The following is a 20,257-nucleotide window of genomic DNA, read 5'->3' as shown; positions in this document are numbered from 1 at the left end:
AAGGTGTTTTTAATGAATAAAAAATTTGATGTAGTTGTTATTGGTGGTGGCCACGCTGGTGTTGAAGCAGCATTATCATCAGCAAGACTGAATAAAAAAACAGCATTAATTAATTTATATAAAGACAGAATTGCTGCAATGCCATGTAATCCAAGTATTGGTGGACCAGCAAAGGGAATTGTAGTTAGAGAAATTGATGCTTTAGGTGGAGAAATGGCCAAAGCAGCTGACAAAACAGCTTTGCAAACTAAGTTGCTTAATTCATCAAGAGGACCTGGTGTTTGAGCTTTGAGAGTTCAATCTGATAAAGAAGAGTATTCTAAATATATGCAAAAAATTGTAATTGAACAAGATAATCTAAAACTAATTGAAGCAGCAGCAACAGAATTAATAATCGATAATAATAAAATAAAAGGTGTTAAATTAAGTACTGGAGAAACCATTGAAGCTAAGGCTGTAATATTAACAACTGGAACTTATTTAAAATCAGAAATATTGACAGGGCATGAAAAATTTTCTTCAGGCCCTAATGAAGAACCTACAACAACTGGAATAAGCAAATCTTTAAAAGATTCAGGTATTGAATTATTTAGATTTAAAACTGGAACGCCACCAAGAATTTATAAGAATTCAGTAGATCTTTCTAGAGCAATAAAAGAACCAGGAACAAACGCTAAATTGGCTTTTAGTTTTTTAACAAGTAAATACACGCCAATTGAGAATCAAGAATTATGCTATTTAATTCACTCAACAAATGATACAAAAAAAATTATTGAAGAAAACTTAACAAAATCAGCAATGTATTCTGGAAAAGTGGATTCTATAGGTCCAAGATATTGCCCAAGTTTTGAAGATAAAATTGTGAGATTTTCATCAAAAGAAACTCATCAAATTTTTATTGAACCAGAATCATTAAAAGGGGATGCTTGATATATTCAAGGATTTTCAACATCAATGCCAATAGATATTCAATTATTAATGATCAGATCTCTACCTGGTTTTGAAAATGCAGAAGTTAAAACATGAGCATACGCAATTGAATATGATTGTATTAATCCAATGCAACTTAAACCATCATTAGAATTAAAAGCAATTGAAAATTTATTTACAGCTGGGCAAATAAACGGAACTAGTGGTTATGAAGAAGCTGCTGGTCAAGGACTGATAGCAGGAATAAATGCAACAAGAAAAATTGATAATTTAGAGCCGTTAATTTTAAGAAGAGATGAAGCATACATTGGAGTGATGATTGATGACTTAATTAATAAAGGAGTCTGAGAACCTTATAGATTATTAACTAGTAGAGCAGAACATAGATTACTTCTAAGAAATGATAATGCTGAGAGCAGACTTAAAGCAAAAGGTTTTGAAATTGGATTGGTTAAAAAAGTTGAATATGATCTATATTTAAAGTATGTAAAAGAGATTGATGAAGCTATTAAGGAGTTAGAAGAAATTAGATTTACTCCAAAATCTGAGTTAGCTTTAAAATTAAAAGAATTAAATCAAGCCGATTTAAAACACGGATACAGTGGAATTGAAATTTTGAAAATACCAACAGTTGATATTAATGAAATGATTCCTTATGTTTCTAAATTACAAAATCTTAAAAATAATCAGTTACAATCAATTGTTATTGAAACTAGATTTGCAGGATATGTTAAAACTGAAAGACAAACAGTTGAAAGATTGATTAAATTAGAAAAGAAAAAAATACCATTTGACATTGATTATGATAAGGTTGAAAATTTAGCAACAGAAGCAAGACAAAAACTAAAAAAGGTTAAACCTTTAAACATAGGGCAAGCTTCACGAATAACAGGAGTTAATCCAGCAGACATACAAATGTTGCTATTTTACTTGAAAAATACATATGCTAATGATGAAAAAGTACACTAATAGTAAACTAAATAATAATATTTGTTTATAATAAAAAGGAATAGGAGGCATAACTATGTCAATAGAAATGAGAAATAAAAAGCATACTAGAACAATAAGTTTAATTATTTTACTAATTCTATTTATTGGTTTAGTATTAGTTTTTAAAATAATTAATCAGGTTACAAATGGAACATCTGAATGATTAACAACAATTAAAGCAACAGGATTAATAAATGAAAAATACTTAGACACTGCTTGATTTTCAGGATCTAAAGAATTAAGTCACTTTTTCAATGGACCAATGGGCTTCAAATCATTTGCACAATTTAAATTAATAGGTGTAACAGGAGGAGAGTACAATACATTCTTATTACCTATATTTTGAGACTTGTTAATCAACTGAATTGGATTGGTAGGAATTATTTTCTTAGTAATTTGAATAATTTTAAGTTGAGTAAATGAAAATAAAATTAATAAAATTCTTTCAGAAAAAGGTTCAACAACAGCACCAGTTGAAGTTAAACAAGCAACTGAACAAGAAATTAAACAAGAAGCTGTTGAATTAGAAGAAAAACTTGAAGAAGAACTTATTGTTAAAAATAAAAAAACTTCAGCAATTAAAAAACCAGCTGTAAAAAAAGAAACTAATATTGAAGCTAAAAAAACTGAATCAAAGCCAACAACTGAATCAAAACCAGTAGCTAAAAAAACTTCAGGAACTAAAAAACCAGCTGTAAAAAAAGAAACTAATGTTGAAGCTAAAAAAACTGAATCAAAACCAGTAGCTAAAAAAACTTCAGGAACTAAAAAACCAGCTGTAAAAAAAGAAACTAATGTTGAAGCTAAAAAAGTTGAAGAAGTTAAAGTAGTTGAAACTAAAGCGGCGCTAGTTGGTATTTCAAAAACTGAATCTAAATATGTTATTAAAAAGCACTATGAACAAGTTTCTAAAAAAGATTTATTAGTTAAGTTAGAGGAAAAACATTCTGACTTAAGTAAAAAAGCAGTTAAAAAAATTGTGGACTCAGCATTTGAAATTATGTCAGAAACATTATTTAAAAATGAAGAAATAATGATTTCAAACTTTGGTAAACTTGAAAAAATTCATAAGGAACAAAAACAAGGTAAAAATCCATCAACTGGAGAAATAATTACAATACCTGCTTCAAATTCAGTTAAATTTAAGGCAAATAAACATTTAAAAGAATTAATGACAAAAACAAAATGAACAGGCTTAAAAAGAGTAAAAAAAGAAGTTAAAAAATAAATATTAATGAATTACCTTTAATGGTAATTTTTTTTAAATTATAGTATTATATTATTAATTCAAGAGAATTAAATGTTTCTTGAAAAATTTCCAAAAATATTTTAGTTTTTAGAAATTTTTATAAAGTGATCATTTTTTTTATATAATAAAAGTGAACAATTTATAAAAAACATATACATGCCAACATAATGGGTTGGTGACCTGCCTCTGAACCTATTCAGAGACTTACATGTGTGGTTTTTTGTTTTTTTATACAAAAAGACCCTTTTTAAATATTGAAATGGAGATCTTACGATGAAAATATTCTTATCATTTTCGGTCAATAAAAATTTAATAATAAAAAAGATAACGTCATCTTTTTCACTCATTTGCTTTGTTAAACAATATATAAAAAACTTAAAAAGTTATATTAAATTAACTTTCGAATTCAAAATTGAAAGATTAATTTCAAAGATTGATAAAGGAGTAAAATGAAAAAAATAAATGCTGTAGAGATGAATAACATCTCAATGATTTTTAATAAAACAATAGTTGCTAATAAAGATATTAATCTTGAAGTGCGTAAAGGTGAAATACATGCTTTAATGGGCGAAAATGGTGCAGGTAAGTCTACGTTAATGTCGATTCTCTTTGGTATTTATGAACCTACAGAGGGAACCATTAAAATCAATGGTAAAGAAGAAATAATAACAACACCTGTTAAAGCAACAAGATTGGGTATTGGAATGGTTCATCAACATTTTAAGCTAGTTGATATATTCCCTGTGTGAAAAAATATTGTTTTAGGTGCTGAAGATACAAAGTTTAAGCAAATTATAAATAAGAAAAAAATTATTGAAGATTTAACTAAATTAATGAAAGAATATAATCTTGAAGTTGATTTAAATGCAAAAGTAAAAAATATTTCTGTTGGTATGAAGCAAAGAGTTGAAATTTTAAAAATTCTTTATAGAAAAGCGGAAATTATGGTTTTTGACGAACCAACAGCTGTTTTAACTCCAAGTGAAATTGATGGTTTGTTAAAGGTTTTAAAAGAATTGCAAGCCATGGGGAAAACAATTATTTTAATCACTCATAAAATGGCTGAAATAAAAGCTGTTGCAGACAGAGCTACAGTAATTAGAAGAGGCCAATATATTGGTACATATGATGTTAAAAAAACTTCAATTGAAGAATTAGCTGAAGCAATGGTTGGAAGAAAACTTGTTGAAGTTAAAAATAAATATAAGAAAAATACAAATGATGCAACTTTAATTATTGAAAATATTAACGTTAAAAAACACAGTAATCACAAAGTAATGGGATTAAAGGATTTTTCTTTAGAAGTTAAACCAGGTGAAATTGTAGGTATTGCTGGTGTTGAAGGCAATGGCCAAATTGAATTAGCTGAAGCAATAACAGGAATGGTTAAAGTTGAAAGCGGAAAAATCACTATTAATCGCGTAGATATAACAAATGAATCTGTAAATAAAAGATATAACAAATATAAGATGGGCTATATACCTGAAGATAGACACAAATATGGTTTAGTTTTAGATGCAAATTTAATTACAAATGTCGCGTTGCAAGATATTTCAAGTAAGAAATATAGCAAACACGGAATTATTAACCAAGAAAAATTACAAACTAATGCTCAAGCGGTTATTAGTAAATTTGATGTTAGAAATGCAGACTCAGGATTTGCTATTGCAAGACAGTTATCTGGTGGTAATCAACAAAAGATGATTGTAGGTAGAGAATTGTCAAGAGAAAATGATTTCATTATTATTTTCCAACCGACAAGAGGATTGGATATTGGTTCAATTGAATTTATTCATGCTGAAATTTTAAAAGCAAGAGATGAAGGAAAAACAATAATTTTAATTTCATATGAGTTATCTGAAATTTTATCTCTATCAGATAGAATAGTGGTTTTAAATTCAGGAAGTAAAGTTGGAGAAGTATCAGGAAAAGAAGCAACAAGAGAAATCGTAGGAAAAATGATGGTTTCAGCGGGAGGGATAACAAATGAATAAAGTTTCAATTTGAAAATTCAAGACAAAGCAAGTTGCCTATGTTAGATCAACAACTTTTAAAACCAAGATGTCTTATGTTAAAGCATCGTCAATATCTATTGCTGTAGGTTTAATAGTTGGTATTATCTTTCTGTATATGCTAGGTATGGATGGGATAGGGTTTATCTTTTACAGTTTATTTAGCCCAATCTTCGATTCTGACACGACAGGAAACACATTAATTCAACTCTCTGTATTTCTATTACTAGGTTTGGGATTAGCTTTAGGATTCAAAGTAAAACTTTTTAACATGGGTGGAAGTGGTCAAGCAATTGCTGGATTGCTTATATCTTACATTTTCCTATCTTCAACCATGGGAACGGGCTTTCAAAATGCAAGTAATGGAACTGTTCTATTAATATTTATTATGTTTATTATTTTTGGAGCATTTGTTTCATCTTTAACTGGTATCCTAAAAATAATGTTTAATATTCATGAAGTCGCAACGTCAATAATAATTAACTGAATTTTTTGATATTTGTTAAAATTTTATGCAATAGGAAGTTTTGGTGGATCAGTAACAATGTCACCTCCGCTTCCAAAATTGTTTGGTGATTATATGTGAATATTTGCTATTTCATTTGCAATAATATCTATAATTTCAGTTTTCATAATAACAGAAAAAACAACAATAGGATATAAATATAAAATTGTGGGAAACCAAGAAAGCGTTGCAAAATATGCAGGTATAAATAGCAAAAAAATAATAATTGCTGTAACTGCAATTCAAGGTATTTTAATTTCTGCAGCAGGCTTCTTTTATTATTTTGGTATTGAGGGAAGCATAGGATTGTCAAATGATATACTACCTTTAATTGGTTTTGAAGGAATTCCGGTTGCTTTAGTAGCGTTCAATAATTTTATTGGAATTATACCAATTGCAATTCTTTGAACACTACTTAGAGATGGGATAGAACTAGCTCAATCAAATCCTCAATATATGGGTCTTCCAAAAGAGACTGCAGACTTATTATTTGGAATAATTATACTTTTCTCAACTATGTACACTTTATTTATAAAATTTGATGGAACAAAATATATAAAAAACTTTATTTACAAAATTAAAGATCCAATATTTAGTAATAAAATTAGGTCGTTAAAAAATGACATATGGACAGAAAGAATTAATATAATAAATATTTATAAAAATCAAGAATTGAAAAAAATAAAAGAGCAAATTTCAGTTTTTAAAAAAGATTTAAAAAATTCTAAGGACAATAAGTTAAATCTAAAAATGGAAATTAAGGAATTAAAATTAAACTATAAAGATCTAAAGAAATTTAAAATTTCCAAAATTAAAAATAATATAAAAGACAACAAATTAAAAATAAATAACTTAAATACAAAATTTGCTTTAAATTATTTTGACAAAACAAAATTGGGTTTAAGAAAAAAATATATAACAAGTTATAACAGAATAACCTACTTAGCTTTAGATAAAATTGCTGAAAAAGAAGCATATATTTTTGACATTGAAGCAAATAATCATGATGAGACTAAAGTTTTAACACTGAAAAATGAGATACTAAGCGTAGTTGAAAATCATGATAAAGATGTAAAAGAAATATATAAAATATATAAAGAAAATAAAAAAAATGCAAAAAAATATTTAAAAGAAGTAAAAAATGACTTTAAAAATAAGAAGAATAACTTGAAATCAGACAAAGAAAATTATAAGCATAATTTAGAAATTTTAAAAGTTGAATTAATTAAAAAACAAATGGAGGTTTTAAGTAAGTATGGAAACAATATTTAAATTATTTTTAGCCTTCTTTGCCATATTTACTTTAGCCGCAATTGCTGGCATGTTCACTGAAAGGTCGGGAGTTGTAAACTTAGGAATTGAAGGATTTATGACAATTGGTGCACTATTTTACACATTAAGTATTTATTTTATTAAAGATGCAGGGGTTGATGTTGTTTCAATTAAAGTAACAATAATAACAATTGCATTTATAATTGCTATGTTTGGTGGAGCTTTATTCTCATTGCTACACTCTTTTATGAGTTTGAAACTAAAAACAGATCAAGTAATATCAGGGACAGTAATAAACTTATTAGCTCAAGGAATAGGATTATTTGTAGTTAATATAAAAGCTGTATCAAATGGAAGCACAATAAATGCCCAAATATCTCCGGAGGTTATGAATGGTTTTTCATTTTTAAGTGCTTATATGCTAATAGCATTTTGCTTTAGTTTATTTATTGGACTATATTTTACTTTTACTAAAACAGGAACTAGACATATTTCTGCTGGTGAAAATCCAAATGCGTTGGATGCAGCAGGAATTAAAGTAAATAGATATAGATTTATATGTATAACAATTTCTGGTGCAATTGCAGGTCTTGCCGGGGCAATATTTGTTATTACACAAACATTACAAAATTTTGATGGTTCAGTACAGGGTTTAGGTTTTATTTCATTAGCCATTATGATAATTGGGCAATGAAGAGTTAGTTTAATTGTCTTTTTCTCAGCAATATTTTCAATAATGTTTGCTATTGGAACGGGATTAGACATAGGCTCACAATTTAGACCTTTAACAAAAGCAATGCCGTTTATGATGTCAATTTTTGTAATGATTATTGCATCTAAATGATCTTCACCACCACAAGCATCAGGAATAGCATTCGATAAAACTTTAAGATAGAAAAAAAGAGGAATAATATATGACACCACACATTAATGCAAAAAAAGGGGAAATTGCTAAAACAGTTCTTATGCCAGGTGACCCTTTAAGAGCAAAAAAAATAGCTGAAACATTTTTGAAAGATGTAAAACTTGTTAATGAAGTAAGAAACATGCTTATCTTTACGGGAACATACAAAGGTAAGGAAGTAACAATTGCGGGTAGTGGTATGGGATGCCCAAGTATAGGAATTTACTCTTATGAGTTATTTAATTTTTATGATGTTGAAAATATAATAAGAATTGGTTCAGCAGGAAGCTACAAAGAAAAAATTAATTTATATGATATTTACAATGTTAAGGAAGCTTATGGAGATAGTGATTATGCTAAAATAGCAGCAAACATTGATAATAGAATAATAGGCTCAAGTGATAAATTGTTTAATTTAATTGAAAAAACAGCAACCGAGTTTGATATACAAACATTAAGTGGAAGAATTCATTCGTCTGATGTTTTTTATAGACATGAAAATGTTTTTAGTTTTGCAGAAAAAAATAATCTAGATGCTGTTGAAATGGAATCATTCGCGCTTTTTGCAAATGCTATCAAAGCTAATAAACAGGCAGCCTGTTTATTGACAATTTCAGATAATTTAGTAACAAAAGAAGAAACAACTGCCGAAGAGAGACAAAATAATTTTATGAAAATGGTTGAATTGGCTCTTGAAACAGCAATAAAACTTTAAAAAATGTTATAAAATTGTATTGTATTAGATTGAATTATTTAAATTTCATTAATTTAAAACATCTTCTACATAAAAGTATTTTCCTTAATAATTAAATCAACTTATACAAACTAATATAAAGGATTAGTGTTTCTGCCTCATGACCTATTATGAGACTATAAGTAAAGAAGAGAAAAAATATAAAGTTAATTTGTTATTAAGATAAACAAATCAATTAAAATTAAAGGGGAACAAATATGAAAAAATTACTTTTAGGTCTTATGTCTGTAACTGTTGTTGGTACAAGTGCAACAACAGTAGTAGCTTGTGGAAGCGAAAAATTTAATAATCAAATTTATTTAGTAACTGATGCCGGAAGAATAGACGATAAATCGTTTAACGAATCTTCATATAAGGCTGCTTCCGATTTTTCACAAAAAATCTTAGGAAATGAAAATAAAGCGGCTTATATTCAGCCTGCTTCAGCAACAGAAGCAAATTTAACTAGAGCTTATAGCAATGCTAAAAGAAATGGTGCAAAAACTTTAATTCTTCCTGGTTTTCACCATACAGTTGAAGGAGCTAATAAAGCACCTGGAATTATGGGTGAAGATGGTTCAACAATATTGTTAGATTCACAAAATGGTGGTCAAAAAAATCAAATAGCCTTTAACTTTAGAGGAGATGTTTCAGGATTTTATGCTGGTATGGCAAGTATAGTTGTTTCAATTAATGAAGGAAACTATGACAAAACAAATAACACTATTTCATTAGGAGCATTCGGAGGTATTTCAAACCCAGCTTCTGTTGATAATTTTATTGTAGGTTATTTAGCATCAACTTATGTTTGAAATGAAATAAAGGATGATGCTGAAATGCTTACTTCAATTGGAATTAAAGAAGATGAATTAGATAACGCTGCTAAAATAGAAGCAAGAAAAGCTCAAAATGATTACCCTGAAAAAAACTCAGACGAAAATTGATTTTCAAATAGTTTTTTAGTAGGTCAAGCAAGAACAGTATTAACTAATATAACAAATCCAACTAAAGCAGCAAAACCTAATGTAATGATGGCAGTGGCCGGACCTCAAACTGCTGATGCGCTAAGTTTTGATAATAATTGAAAAATGGTAGGTGTTGATACAGATCAAGCTTTATCATTTGAAAAAGAAGCAAGTGCCGGAAGATTTATAACATCAGCAGAAAAAGATTTATATAACTCTGCAATTTTAGGTTTAGCTCATACTCCTGAATGAAAAGATGTTAAAGTATCAGATGCTGATGGAAAAGAAACAACAGTAATGGCTAAAGCTGATAAAATGTATAATACTGAAGAAAGTAAGTTTTTAGTTGCTGATGAAAAAGGCGAATATAAACCAATTGAAGAGGTCGCTACAGACGGTGATTGAACAGGCAATGATGTTTGAGTTAACGGTAAAGCATCTGCAACAGGGAAAAACTTATTAACAGAAGAAATTAATGAAAAAATTTCAACAACATTTACTCCAGAAGCATTGACTAGTGCTTCAATTGAATTGTTTAAAACAATTAATGATACAACAAATGGATATGTTCCTGCAAAAGAGGGCGATGTTATAACAAAAACAATTATCAATGAACAGGTAATTAAAGCATATGCAGACTCAATATATAGAAAATAATTTTCCAAAAGGGTAAACCCCTTTTTTGTTTGCTTTTTTTGTTTTTTTTTGATATATTTTCTTTAAATTATAAAAAGGGAGAAAACAGATGTTTAAGAAAAAAAATAAAAGCTCAAAAGTCTATGAGTTTTGGTACTTATTCTTATTAATTATTGGAATTTGTATTGGTTCAGGAATTTATGTAAAGAATCAAGAATTGATCTCACAAACAAAAAGCCCTTGAATAGCAACGGTTTTATGACTTGTTATAGGTATGGTTTGTGTTATTTCAATCGTTGCATTTATGGAAATTGCAAAATCAACAGAAAAGCAAGGAAATGGTACAGTAAGTAATTGATGCAAATTATTTATAAACAGAAAATTTGCATCATTTGTTTCAATTCTGTATACAACAATTTATATGCCAGCTTACCAATCAATATTTGTAAGTTTAACAATTGCTTATTTTTTTGTGTTCACTGGTGTGACGCCAAATCCAGCAGCATTGCTAAGCACTTACATAATTGTTGGGTTATTGTTATTTGTACTATTTGCATTTGTAAATGTTTATTCAGCGAATGCTTCTAGAAAAATTCAATTTTTAACTATGTTTATAAAGTTTATACCTTTAATCGTTGCATTTTTTGCAGGATTTATAATTTATGCAATAAATCACAAAACAATGCCTGGAATGGGTTTAAGACCAAACGATCAAGGAGAAATAGTTTCTCCAGTATTTATGAATTACTTGGGTGGAATGGGAGCTATTTTATTTTCATTTGATGGTTATATTTTCACAGCTAATACTCAAAAAAGTGCAAAAAATAAAAAAGTAGTTCCGCTAGCAATTATTGCAGGTCTAATATTTATAACTTTATTTTATGTTTTAATGGCATTTTCATTATTCTTAGGTGGAGATGGTAGTGTTCAAAGTGTTTTAAAAACAGTATTTGCAGGATTTAATACAAATCCATCACCAAAAGCGGAAAAAGCGGCTAATACTGTTGTATATTTAATAATGTTCTTTATTTGTTTATTCAATATAAATATGTTTACGCACTTTGGAACATCAAATTTACTATCAGATCACAATATGAAGTTAGTTTACTTAAAAGAAGGAAAAGCAAGTTTCAAAACTGCTGCATTTACACAAGCAGCAATATCAGGAACATTTTATGTTGCTTTAATTTTAATTGGTGGCTTATCTGCACATGGGGGTTGAAACGGAATTAGTACAGTGGCACCAGAAGCTGGAAAAGAAGCTGGATATCTAACAGGGCCAATGTTTTACGTAGGAATTATGTCTTCGGTTTGTGTGGTTTTAATTTTTATAGTAATTTCAATCCTTATGATATCTGCAATGATTAATAGAAAAACTCAAAAAGTAAAAGTTGACAAAGTTAAATTCTTTTGGCCTGCTGCAATTATAGGAACAGTATTCTTCTTATTCTTTACTATTTGTGGATTAATAGTTTTCTTAGCGCCTCAGTTATTAGACCCAGCTGGACAAAAAACTAAGTGAACAGAAAATGGTGGAATGGTATTTACAATAATATTCTTAATTACTTTAGTTGCTACAATTGTTGTATGATTATTACAAGAAAGAATGTTTAAAAAATATCCATTTAAAAATGGCTTTGAAGGCGAAATTGACCCTTTAATGAAAGTAAACAATTGAATGGCAGCCAAAGAAGCACAGGATCATAAGGAATTAAAAAATGAATCAAAAGCAAAAATTAAATCTACCTAATATTTTAACCTTAGTAAGATTGTTGTTAGTACCAGTGGTTGGAATACTAGTTATTGCAAACATATATGGTTGAGATAAAACAGCTATAGGAAATCAAATATTCTCAATAAGTGCTACTATGTTGAGTGCAGGAATTATATTTATTATTGCAAGTTTTACTGATTATTTAGATGGTTACCTAGCTAGAAAAAATAATCAAGTGACAGAATTTGGGAAATTCTTTGACCCAATCGCAGATAAATTACTAGTTAATTCAACTTTAATTTTATTTGCTGCTAACTTTTCTAGTTCGTCAGGATCAATACTTCCTGTTTGAATAACATTGGTTTTAATTTTAAGAGATATATTTGTTGATTTTATTAGAATGATTTTGAGCTCAAAAAAAATAACATTATCTGCAGGAACTTTTGGAAAGTTAAAAACAGTTTTTCAAATGGCAGGTTTATCAATTCTATTTTTTGCTAGTTCGATTACTTTTATTGAAATAAAGGTTTGACAAGAACAATTAATTTTATTGCCAATGTATATAGCAGTAGCATTTAGTTTATACAGTGGTTTGGATTATTTCTTAAAAGCAAGAAAAGATTTATTTTAATTTTTAAAAAGGAGGAAACTCCTTTTTGTTTTGCCAAAACTAAAAACCCTACTATGTGCTATAATATTTAAGTTAAAAAAGAAAAAGAAGGTGTAAATAATGTTTAAAAATTGAAATATATTTAACGAAAATTTAGGCATTAATCCTTCTGAAGAAATTAAGCAAAAACTTAGCGAATATTTTGAAATTTTAGTTGAAGAAAATGCAAAATACAATTTAACTAGAATTATTGATGAAGATGAGGTTTATGAAAAACACTTTTTGGATTCATTGTTATTTACAAAGGAATGCAAGATAGTTAATCAGAAAATTATAGACATTGGAACAGGTCCAGGTTTTCCGGGGATAGTAATTAAAATATTTTTTCCTGAAACAGAAATAACACTTATAGATTCAAACAATAAAAAAGTTAACTTTTTAAATTTAGTAATCAAAAAGTTGCAATTAAAAAATATTACTGCAAAACATGTAAGGGCAGAAGAATTAGCAAGAATAGAAAATGAAAAGTATGACATTGTTATTTCTAGAGCAGTTGCTTATTTAGATATTATTTTAGAACTAGCAGTTAGATTTGCAAAAGTAAATGGTCAAGTAATAGTCCTTAAAGGTCCTAGGGCAGAAGAAGAAATTAAAGATTTAAATTCAAAAGATGTAAAAATGAAATTAAAGCTTAAATCAAAACAACAAATTGCAGATAAAGGCTTTGGAAAAAGAATTAATTTATTTTATGAAAAATACAGTTCAACTCCTGAATTGTTTCCTAGAGAATACGCTAAGATAGCAAAAGAAAGCAGTAAAAATCATGCATAATCAATTGGAAGTTGGAGATATTGTTATATTCAAGAAATCACACCCAAGCGGAACAATAAAATGAGAACTTATTAGAATAGGCGCTATGTTTAAATTTAGAAGCACAGATAAATTTGATCTTTTTATTGAATTAAGAAGAAATGTATTAGACAAGCAAATAAAAGAAATAGTTAAAAAAGGAGAATAGAAATGAGTTTAAAAGTAGGAATTGTAGGATTACCAAATGTTGGTAAATCAACTTTATTTAATGCAATTACAAATTCAAACGTAGAAGCAGCAAATTACCCATTTGCTACAATCGAACCAAATGTAGGAGTTGTTGAAGTACCAGATGAAAGATTAAACAAAATTTTTGAAATATTTAATTCTAAAAAGAAAATGGCAACAACAATTGAATTTGTTGACATTGCAGGTTTAATTGCGGGAGCATCAAAGGGTGAAGGGTTAGGTAATGCGTTTTTAGCAAATATTAGAGAAACTGATGCAATTTGTGAAGTTGTTAGATGTTTTGATAATAAGGACATAACTCATGTTGAAGGCAACGTAGACCCAATTAGAGATATTGAAATCATTAATCTAGAATTAATGTTATCTGATGAGGCTACTATTAAGAAACGCATTGAAAGAATTACGCCTAAAGTTCGCGGCGGTGATAAAACACTTGTTGCTGAAATGGAAGTACTTAAAAAAGCTGAAGCATGCTTAAATGAAAATAAGCTTTTAAATACTTTGGAGTTAAATGATGAAGAAACTAAAATTTTAAAAGGTTTTCAATTTTTAACAGCTAAAACTTTCATTTATGTGGCAAACGTTAATGATAGTGAATTAATTGAAGATAATAATTATGTAAAACAAGTTAAAGAGTTTGCTAAAAATAATAACGCATCTGTTGTAAAAATATGTGCAAAAATTGAAGAAGATTTAAGTGAGGCAACACCTGAAGAAAAGGCGGAGTTCTTAAATGATTTAGGTGTTAAATATTCAGGGCTTGAACAAGTTATTAAAGCAGCATATGAAGCTTTAGACTTAGAGACTTACTTTACAGCTGGCCCTCAAGAAGCAAGAAGTTGACAATATAAAAAAGGTTGAACTGCCCCTCAATGCGCAGGTGTAATTCACACTGATTTTGAAAGAGGCTTTATTAAAGCTGATATTTACAATGTTAAAGATCTTTTAGAATTAGGAGATGAGAAAAAAGTAAAAGAATCTGGAAAAATGCGTCTTGAAGGTAAAAGTTATGTAATGCAAGATGGTGATGTTTGTTTCTTTAAATTTAATGTCTAATTTAAAACTAAAGAAAACATTATCTTATCAAGGTAATAACTTAAGCTATACAATTACATTTAAGGAACAGAAACATATCATTTTAAGAGTTATTCAAGGGGAAGTTAGAATTAGTGCACCTCTTAACACTCCTGACTGAGAAGTAGAAAAAATCATTTATAAAAATATATCTAAAATAGTCTCAGTTCAAAATCAACATATTTTATCTTCGGTTTATGATTTTAATTCAAGTAATCCATGAGTTAAAATATTTGATAAAGAAATTGAAATTATAATTGATGAAAATTTGACAAGGTCAAAATTTGAAAATAATAAAATTTACATGAAAAATTATTTTGATAATGAAGAACAAGTTAAAAAAATGTATAGCATACTAGCTAAGCATTATAAAAATTGATTTATTTCAAGAACAATTGACTGAGGATTAAAAATGAATATTCAGTTTAGAAACGTTAATGTTAAGTTAATGAAAGCTAAATGAGGATATTGTTTACCAAAGGAACTAAAAATTGCTTATAATACAAAACTTCTACATTTTAATGATGAAATAATAAGTTATGTAATTATTCACGAATTAACTCATATTTTATATCCTAACCATTCTAGAGAATTTTGAAATTTTGTAGAAATTTATTGCCCAAATTATAAAGAGCTACAAATTTTATTAAATTCTACAGGAATATAGACTTTTTTATTTAAAAAATCTATAATTACCTTTAAGAATTATTTGGGGGTTATTATGAAAACAACAAAATTTAGAAAATCAAAATTACCTCAAGTAATCGAAAAAAAGTTTTTTTCAGTCAAATAGTCGTCTTTTATAGACGACTATTTTTTTTGTAAAAACGAGAAAGGAAAAAAAGATGCAAGAAAATAAAAGTGAAGATTTTAAATTAGTTTTGCAGCCACACGAAAAACCAAAAAGTTTTGGTCAGTGGTTCATATTATCAATTCAACATGTGTTTGCAATGTTTGGCTCAACTGTTTTAGTTCCAATAATTATTAATGGACTAGCAGGAGAAGAAGTTATGAATTCGTCAATGGCATTATTTTGTTCAGGCGTTGGAACACTTATTTATATAGCTCTAACAAAAGCAAAGGTACCAATGTATTTAGGTAGCTCATTTGCATATATGACGGCAATTGGAGCTAATTACCAAGCTTATGGTAATTCAGTTTTTATTGCGATTATGGTAGCTGGATTAATTTATATAATATTTGGAATTTTGGTTTACTATTTGGGAACAGGATTCATTGAAAAGATATTTCCTGTAATTGTTATAGGACCTTTAATTATTATTATTGGTATTAGTGCTGCTCCATCAGCACTGGAAAATTCAGGAATAATGAATTCAGAGGGGTGAACTCAAAATTACCCCCAATGAATTGCTGTAATTATTGCTTTATTTACATTTTTTACAACAATACTTATTACATTGAAAGCAAAAGGAATTGCTAAAGTAATACCAGTAATTATTGGTATATGTGTTGGATTTTTGTTAAGTATAATAATTCATTTTTCAATAAAAAACTCTTCTTTATTAGATACATCAAAAATAACAGATGTTCAGAACTGAGAATGGTACCCTTCGTTTAAAACAATTTGAAAACAAGAAGCAAGTAATATTTTACCTGCAATACTTGCTATATCGCCACTAGCTATAATAGCAATGGCTGAACATATTGGGGATCATATAGCCATGAGTTATATAACTAAAAAGGATTTTGTTAAGAACCCTGGTATACATAAAACTTTAATAGCGGATGGAGTTTCTATTATTTTTGATGGTTTAGTTGGAGGACCACCTAACACAACTTATGGCGAAAATACAGCGGTTGTTGGTATGACAAAAGTTGCTTCAGTTTGAGTTTTAGGGCTTGCAGCTATCATTGCAATTATAATGTCATTTATTGCCCCAGTAAATCAAACAATAGCGATGTTACCAGCTCCAGTTATGGGTGGTGTAGGAATGATTATGTTTGGTTTTATAAGCATAAACGGAGTAAGAGTTTTAATTGCTAATAAAACTAATTATATGAATATGAGAAATGTTTTCATTTCATCAACAGTATTAATAATTGGTGTTGTTTTAAGTGTTAAGGGTGAAATGATTGATTTAGGATCATTTAATTTATCAGGTCTAGGGCTTGCAGCAATATCAGGCATAATACTAAATTTAATATTACCAACAAAACTTAATGAGGGATTTTGGATAATAGAATGAGTCAAATCAAAAATCAAAAAATAAATTCTTAATACAAATATATTTGTTTTTGTATTTTAATTTTTTTATATATGATAAAGTCATAGCAAAAAAATTAAGGAAAAGTTTATATGAAAGAAAAAAATCAAGCTAAAAAGAATTTAAAAACAAACTTGGAAATTAAGAATATAGATAAAGCTAAATCAATTTTATATGCCAGCACTTTTAATACACAATTAGGAGAAATGATAGCAATTAATGATAAAAGATATTTATATTTATTGGAATTTATAGATAAAGAAGATTTAGAAAAAGAAATAAAAAAAGTAGCAGATCAATTAAATGCAACCTTAACATTCTCAAGAACAAAAATAGGTGCAAAAATAAAGAAAGAAATTGATTTATACTTTAGAGGTAAAAAAACTTATTTTGAAACACCAGTATATTTCCTAGGAACTAGTTTTCAAAAAAATATTTGAAGTACTTTGCTTGAAGTTGATTTTGGTAAAACAATAAGTTATAAAGAACTAGCTAATAAAATAGGAAATAATGACGTACAAAGAGCAGCGGGGTCTGCTATAGGCAAGAATAAAATAGCTATAGTGATACCTTGTCACAGAATTATCAAAAGTAATGGGGAATTTGGAGAATACGCTAATGGTAGTGAAAGAAAAGAATTTTTAATAAACCATGAAAAATCATTTATAAAAAAATAAAGCCTTATGGCTTTATTTTATGTATTGGGTGCTCTTTATTTGAAATAATGTCTTGCAATTCAAATTCATCTCAATGACCTGGGTATATAGTAAAATTAGAATAATTTTTAGTAATCATAATTAGAGACTTGTAAAAGTCTTCATCATTACAAGTCTTATCAAATAATTTTCTTAAAATTGAGTTCGCTGATTTTTCAATCATTTTTTTATGAAATCCAATTCCACTTTTAAAAAGTGTATCTCCAACAAAAACAGAATTATTATCAACTTCATAAAATGTTGATCCTGGTGTATGACCCCCAACGTGCTTTAAAGTTATTTTAAAGTCATTCAAAGTCAATGTTTGGAATTTGTCAAAAATTTTAAATCTGATAGATTTTTGATTAAAATTCACTGTATCTCCTTTTTGAGTCCCATTCATATCATTATTTAATAAAAATGGAAAATCGAGTTTATGAATTCATAAATTTGCTTGAGTTTTTAAAGAAACTTCATCAATACCAACAGTATGATCATAGTGAAAATGAGTAATAAAAATGTCTGTTAATTGTATTTCATTATTTTTCAAAAAGTCTAATATCTTTTCGCTATTATAACCACCATCAATAAGAATTGCCTTTTTTGTTTGGTTATTTACTAATAAATAGCCATTTGCATCATTCATCACAGAACATTTAAAATTTACTATTTGTTTGTTCATCATTTTACCTCGCGAATCAACTTTTAAATAAACAAAAAGTTAGTAAAAACTAACTTTGTTTTTCATCAGTTTTAGGCTTTGCCACATATTCTAATCAAGTACCATCTTTTTGCTCATATTCTCTATAACCACATTTTGTTGTTGTGAAATTTGAACAACCTTTACCTCTACCAAATTTAGATTTTATAAATACTAAACTTCCTTCATGGCATCTTGGACAAGGTATATCACTTGTTTTTGCTTCTAAAATTTGACCTTTAACTGATTCACTTAATTCTTCATATATAGTCTTTATTCAATCTTTATAATCAAATTTTCCTTCAGCTACTTCATCAAGATTTTCTTCCATTTTGGCAGTGTAATTTAAATTAAAGAAATGCTCATATTTTTGATACAAGAAATCAGCAGCTTGGTATCCTTTGTCAGTAACTTCAAAAGGTTTACCTCTATGAGGAATAGCATATTCACGTTCTTTTAGCTTTGAAAGAGTTGGTGTATATGTTGAAGGTCTACCAATTCCTAAATCTTTTAGTTCTCTAACAAGGCTTGCTTGGTTAAACATTCTTGGAGGAGCGGTTTTTGCTTCTTCAGTAACGATAAATTCTTTCCCCAGATTAAAGACACTATTCTCTTTAAAATCAAAAGGTGGCTTTGCTTCGTCATCTTTTGATATTTCATCATCATTTTCATCAAGTTCAACATCTTCGTCAGTTTCAAATTTATCCAACTTATTATAGCCAAGATCTAAAACCTCTTTTCAACTTTGTTTAAATTCATAACCATTATTTCAGAAAGTTCAATTATGGTAAAAACCACTTGGACCTTTCATCAATGATTTTATAGTATTTCATCAAATTAGATTATAAATTCTAATCATATTCTTATCTTCGATTTGCAAAGAAATAGTTTCTGGTCTTTGGTTTAAATCTGTTGGTCTTATTGATTCATGTGCTTCTTGAGCATTTGCTTGTGTTCTAACAAAAACAGCTTCTTTAAATAAATCACCCTTAAAATTTGAGTTAATGAATTGTTTTGCTTCAGCAACAAAGTCATTTGAATATCTGTTTGAGTCAGTTCTAATATATGTTATTAGCCCCGCTTCATAAAGTTTTTGTGCTGCAACAGTGATTTGTGCAGCACTCATTCTTAGTTTACTAAAACCATCTTGTAGTAAACTCGCTGTTGAATAAGGCTTAAAACTTCTAACCTCAAATTCTTTTGCTTTGTACTTTGTACATTTGTATTCAGAACCTAAGTTATTTATAATAACTTTAGCCTGATCTTCAGAAATATAATAAGTTTTTTGTTCATTAACAATTAAATTATTATCGTCCTTATGTAAAAATAATTTAACATTTGATTTTTCATCAATCACAAATATTTTTTTATAAACTGTTTCAACAAAAGATTTAATTATTTTATCTCGATCAACAAGAATTTTTAAAGCCGGAGTTTGCACCCTACCAGCACTAAGCAAACCTGTACTCTTTTGCAAAGAACTTGATACCATATAACCTATTATTTTATCCAGCATTTGTCTTGATAATTGTGCATTTACTAAATCTTGATCTATATCTCTTTTTTCATTAAATGCTTTTACAACTGCGTTTTCTGTAATTTCATTAAATGTAATACGTTTTATATCCTTATCATGTTTTTCAAAAAGATTTCCTAAGTGTCAAGCTATAGCTTCTCCTTCACGGTCAGGATCGGAAGCAAGAATAATTTGATCCGCAGTTTTACCTGCCTTAATTATTTCGTCAACATTTTTCTTTTTTGATGCTTCAATTTTAAATGTTGGAGTCATTGTCTTAAGGTCAATTCCTAATCCTCATGGACCCGAATCAACAATTCTATTAATATGCCCACCACTAGCAAGAACCTCAAAAGAATCATCAGTAAAGTTTTTTTCTAGATAATGTTTTATTTTTTCAACTTTAGATGGTGATTCAAGTAATACTAAATATTTTGCCATGCTTAAACCTCTTTCATTGAATAATTA

Annotated in this window: 17 protein-coding genes and 2 riboswitches; of the genes, 15 read left to right on the top strand and 2 right to left on the bottom strand. The window is 28.1% G+C overall.

Translation table 4 applies throughout. The features are described from left to right. The first annotated feature begins 12 nt into the window (after nt 1–12). The 15 genes from mnmG to CK556_RS03670 all read left to right on the top strand — a co-directional run bounded on the left by mnmG (nt 13) and on the right by CK556_RS03670 (nt 17,555). Nucleotides 13–1,899, top strand: a complete 1,887-nt coding sequence (mnmG, locus tag CK556_RS03745; RefSeq protein WP_027875878.1) for a tRNA uridine-5-carboxymethylaminomethyl(34) synthesis enzyme MnmG — start codon at nt 13–15, stop codon at nt 1,897–1,899. 55 nt (nt 1,900–1,954) lie between these two features. Then, nucleotides 1,955–3,148: an HU family DNA-binding protein gene (locus CK556_RS03740; RefSeq protein WP_095761536.1), complete on the top strand. Its 1,194-nt coding sequence runs from the start codon at nt 1,955–1,957 to the stop codon at nt 3,146–3,148. A 169-nt stretch (nt 3,149–3,317) separates the two neighbouring features. Further along, a riboswitch (nucleoside riboswitch) is annotated at nt 3,318–3,381 on the top strand. A 237-nt stretch (nt 3,382–3,618) separates the two neighbouring features. Then, on the top strand, nt 3,619–5,163 hold the full coding sequence (locus CK556_RS03730; protein WP_027875497.1) for an ABC transporter ATP-binding protein: 1,545 nt from the start codon (nt 3,619–3,621) through the stop codon (nt 5,161–5,163). Next, nucleotides 5,156–6,958, top strand: a complete 1,803-nt coding sequence (locus tag CK556_RS03725; RefSeq protein WP_027875498.1) for an ABC transporter permease — start codon at nt 5,156–5,158, stop codon at nt 6,956–6,958. Before CK556_RS03730 ends, CK556_RS03725 begins: the two co-directional genes overlap by 8 nt. Beyond that, the gene (locus CK556_RS03720) at nt 6,942–7,853 is read left to right on the top strand and encodes an ABC transporter permease (protein WP_027875499.1); all 912 of its coding nucleotides are present in this window, start codon (nt 6,942–6,944) and stop codon (nt 7,851–7,853) included. Before CK556_RS03725 ends, CK556_RS03720 begins: the two co-directional genes overlap by 17 nt. Before the next feature lie 19 nt (nt 7,854–7,872). Next, entirely contained in the window at nt 7,873–8,577 is a 705-nt protein-coding gene (gene deoD, locus CK556_RS03715; RefSeq protein ID WP_027875500.1) for a purine-nucleoside phosphorylase, read from the top strand. Nucleotides 8,578–8,676: 99 nt separating this feature from the next. Then, a riboswitch (nucleoside riboswitch) is annotated at nt 8,677–8,740 on the top strand. A 73-nt stretch (nt 8,741–8,813) separates the two neighbouring features. After that, nucleotides 8,814–10,217, top strand: coding sequence for a BMP family ABC transporter substrate-binding protein (locus tag CK556_RS03710; RefSeq protein ID WP_027875501.1), 1,404 nt, complete (start codon nt 8,814–8,816; stop codon nt 10,215–10,217). A gap of 88 nt (nt 10,218–10,305) precedes the next feature. Continuing rightward, nucleotides 10,306–11,946 carry an APC family permease gene (locus tag CK556_RS03705; protein ID WP_036246638.1) on the top strand — a complete coding sequence of 547 codons (1,641 nt, stop codon included), beginning with the start codon at nt 10,306–10,308 and terminating at the stop codon, nt 11,944–11,946. Continuing rightward, a complete protein-coding gene (gene pgsA, locus CK556_RS03700) occupies nt 11,915–12,541 on the top strand; it encodes a CDP-diacylglycerol--glycerol-3-phosphate 3-phosphatidyltransferase (RefSeq protein ID WP_027875502.1) in 627 nt (208 codons plus the stop codon). The genes CK556_RS03705 and pgsA overlap by 32 nt, the downstream gene beginning before the upstream one ends. Before the next feature lie 99 nt (nt 12,542–12,640). Continuing rightward, nucleotides 12,641–13,351: a 16S rRNA (guanine(527)-N(7))-methyltransferase RsmG gene (rsmG, locus tag CK556_RS03695; RefSeq protein ID WP_027875503.1), complete on the top strand. Its 711-nt coding sequence runs from the start codon at nt 12,641–12,643 to the stop codon at nt 13,349–13,351. After that, the gene (locus CK556_RS03690; RefSeq protein WP_095761535.1) at nt 13,344–13,538 is read left to right on the top strand and encodes a DUF951 family protein; all 195 of its coding nucleotides are present in this window, start codon (nt 13,344–13,346) and stop codon (nt 13,536–13,538) included. Before rsmG ends, CK556_RS03690 begins: the two co-directional genes overlap by 8 nt. 2 nt (nt 13,539–13,540) lie before the next feature. Next, nucleotides 13,541–14,635, top strand: a complete 1,095-nt coding sequence (gene ychF / locus CK556_RS03685) for a redox-regulated ATPase YchF (RefSeq protein WP_027875505.1) — start codon at nt 13,541–13,543, stop codon at nt 14,633–14,635. Then, entirely contained in the window at nt 14,607–15,320 is a 714-nt protein-coding gene (locus tag CK556_RS03680; protein ID WP_027875506.1) for a YgjP family zinc-dependent metalloprotease, read from the top strand. Before ychF ends, CK556_RS03680 begins: the two co-directional genes overlap by 29 nt. A 178-nt stretch (nt 15,321–15,498) precedes the next feature. Beyond that, nucleotides 15,499–16,884, top strand: a complete 1,386-nt coding sequence (locus tag CK556_RS03675) for a uracil-xanthine permease family protein (protein WP_036246641.1) — start codon at nt 15,499–15,501, stop codon at nt 16,882–16,884. An 86-nt stretch (nt 16,885–16,970) separates the two neighbouring features. Next, nucleotides 16,971–17,555, top strand: coding sequence for a methylated-DNA--[protein]-cysteine S-methyltransferase (locus tag CK556_RS03670; RefSeq protein WP_051412753.1), 585 nt, complete (start codon nt 16,971–16,973; stop codon nt 17,553–17,555). A gap of 4 nt (nt 17,556–17,559) precedes the next feature. On the opposite strand, the gene CK556_RS03665 is transcribed toward CK556_RS03670, so the two are convergent. Continuing rightward, nucleotides 17,560–18,255: an MBL fold metallo-hydrolase gene (locus CK556_RS03665; RefSeq protein WP_027875507.1), complete on the bottom strand. Its 696-nt coding sequence runs from the start codon at nt 18,253–18,255 to the stop codon at nt 17,560–17,562. Between the two features lie 49 nt (nt 18,256–18,304). After that, nucleotides 18,305–20,230, bottom strand: coding sequence for a type IA DNA topoisomerase (locus CK556_RS03660; protein WP_027875508.1), 1,926 nt, complete (start codon nt 20,228–20,230; stop codon nt 18,305–18,307). Nucleotides 20,231–20,257: the final 27 nt, after the last annotated feature.

The organism is Mesoplasma chauliocola (assembly GCF_002290085.1).
Classification (GTDB): domain Bacteria; phylum Bacillota_I; class Bacilli_A; order Mycoplasmatales; family Mycoplasmataceae; genus Mesoplasma; species Mesoplasma chauliocola.
Note: the sequence above shows the minus strand (reverse complement) of the source record. Positions and strands in the feature narration are given on the sequence as shown.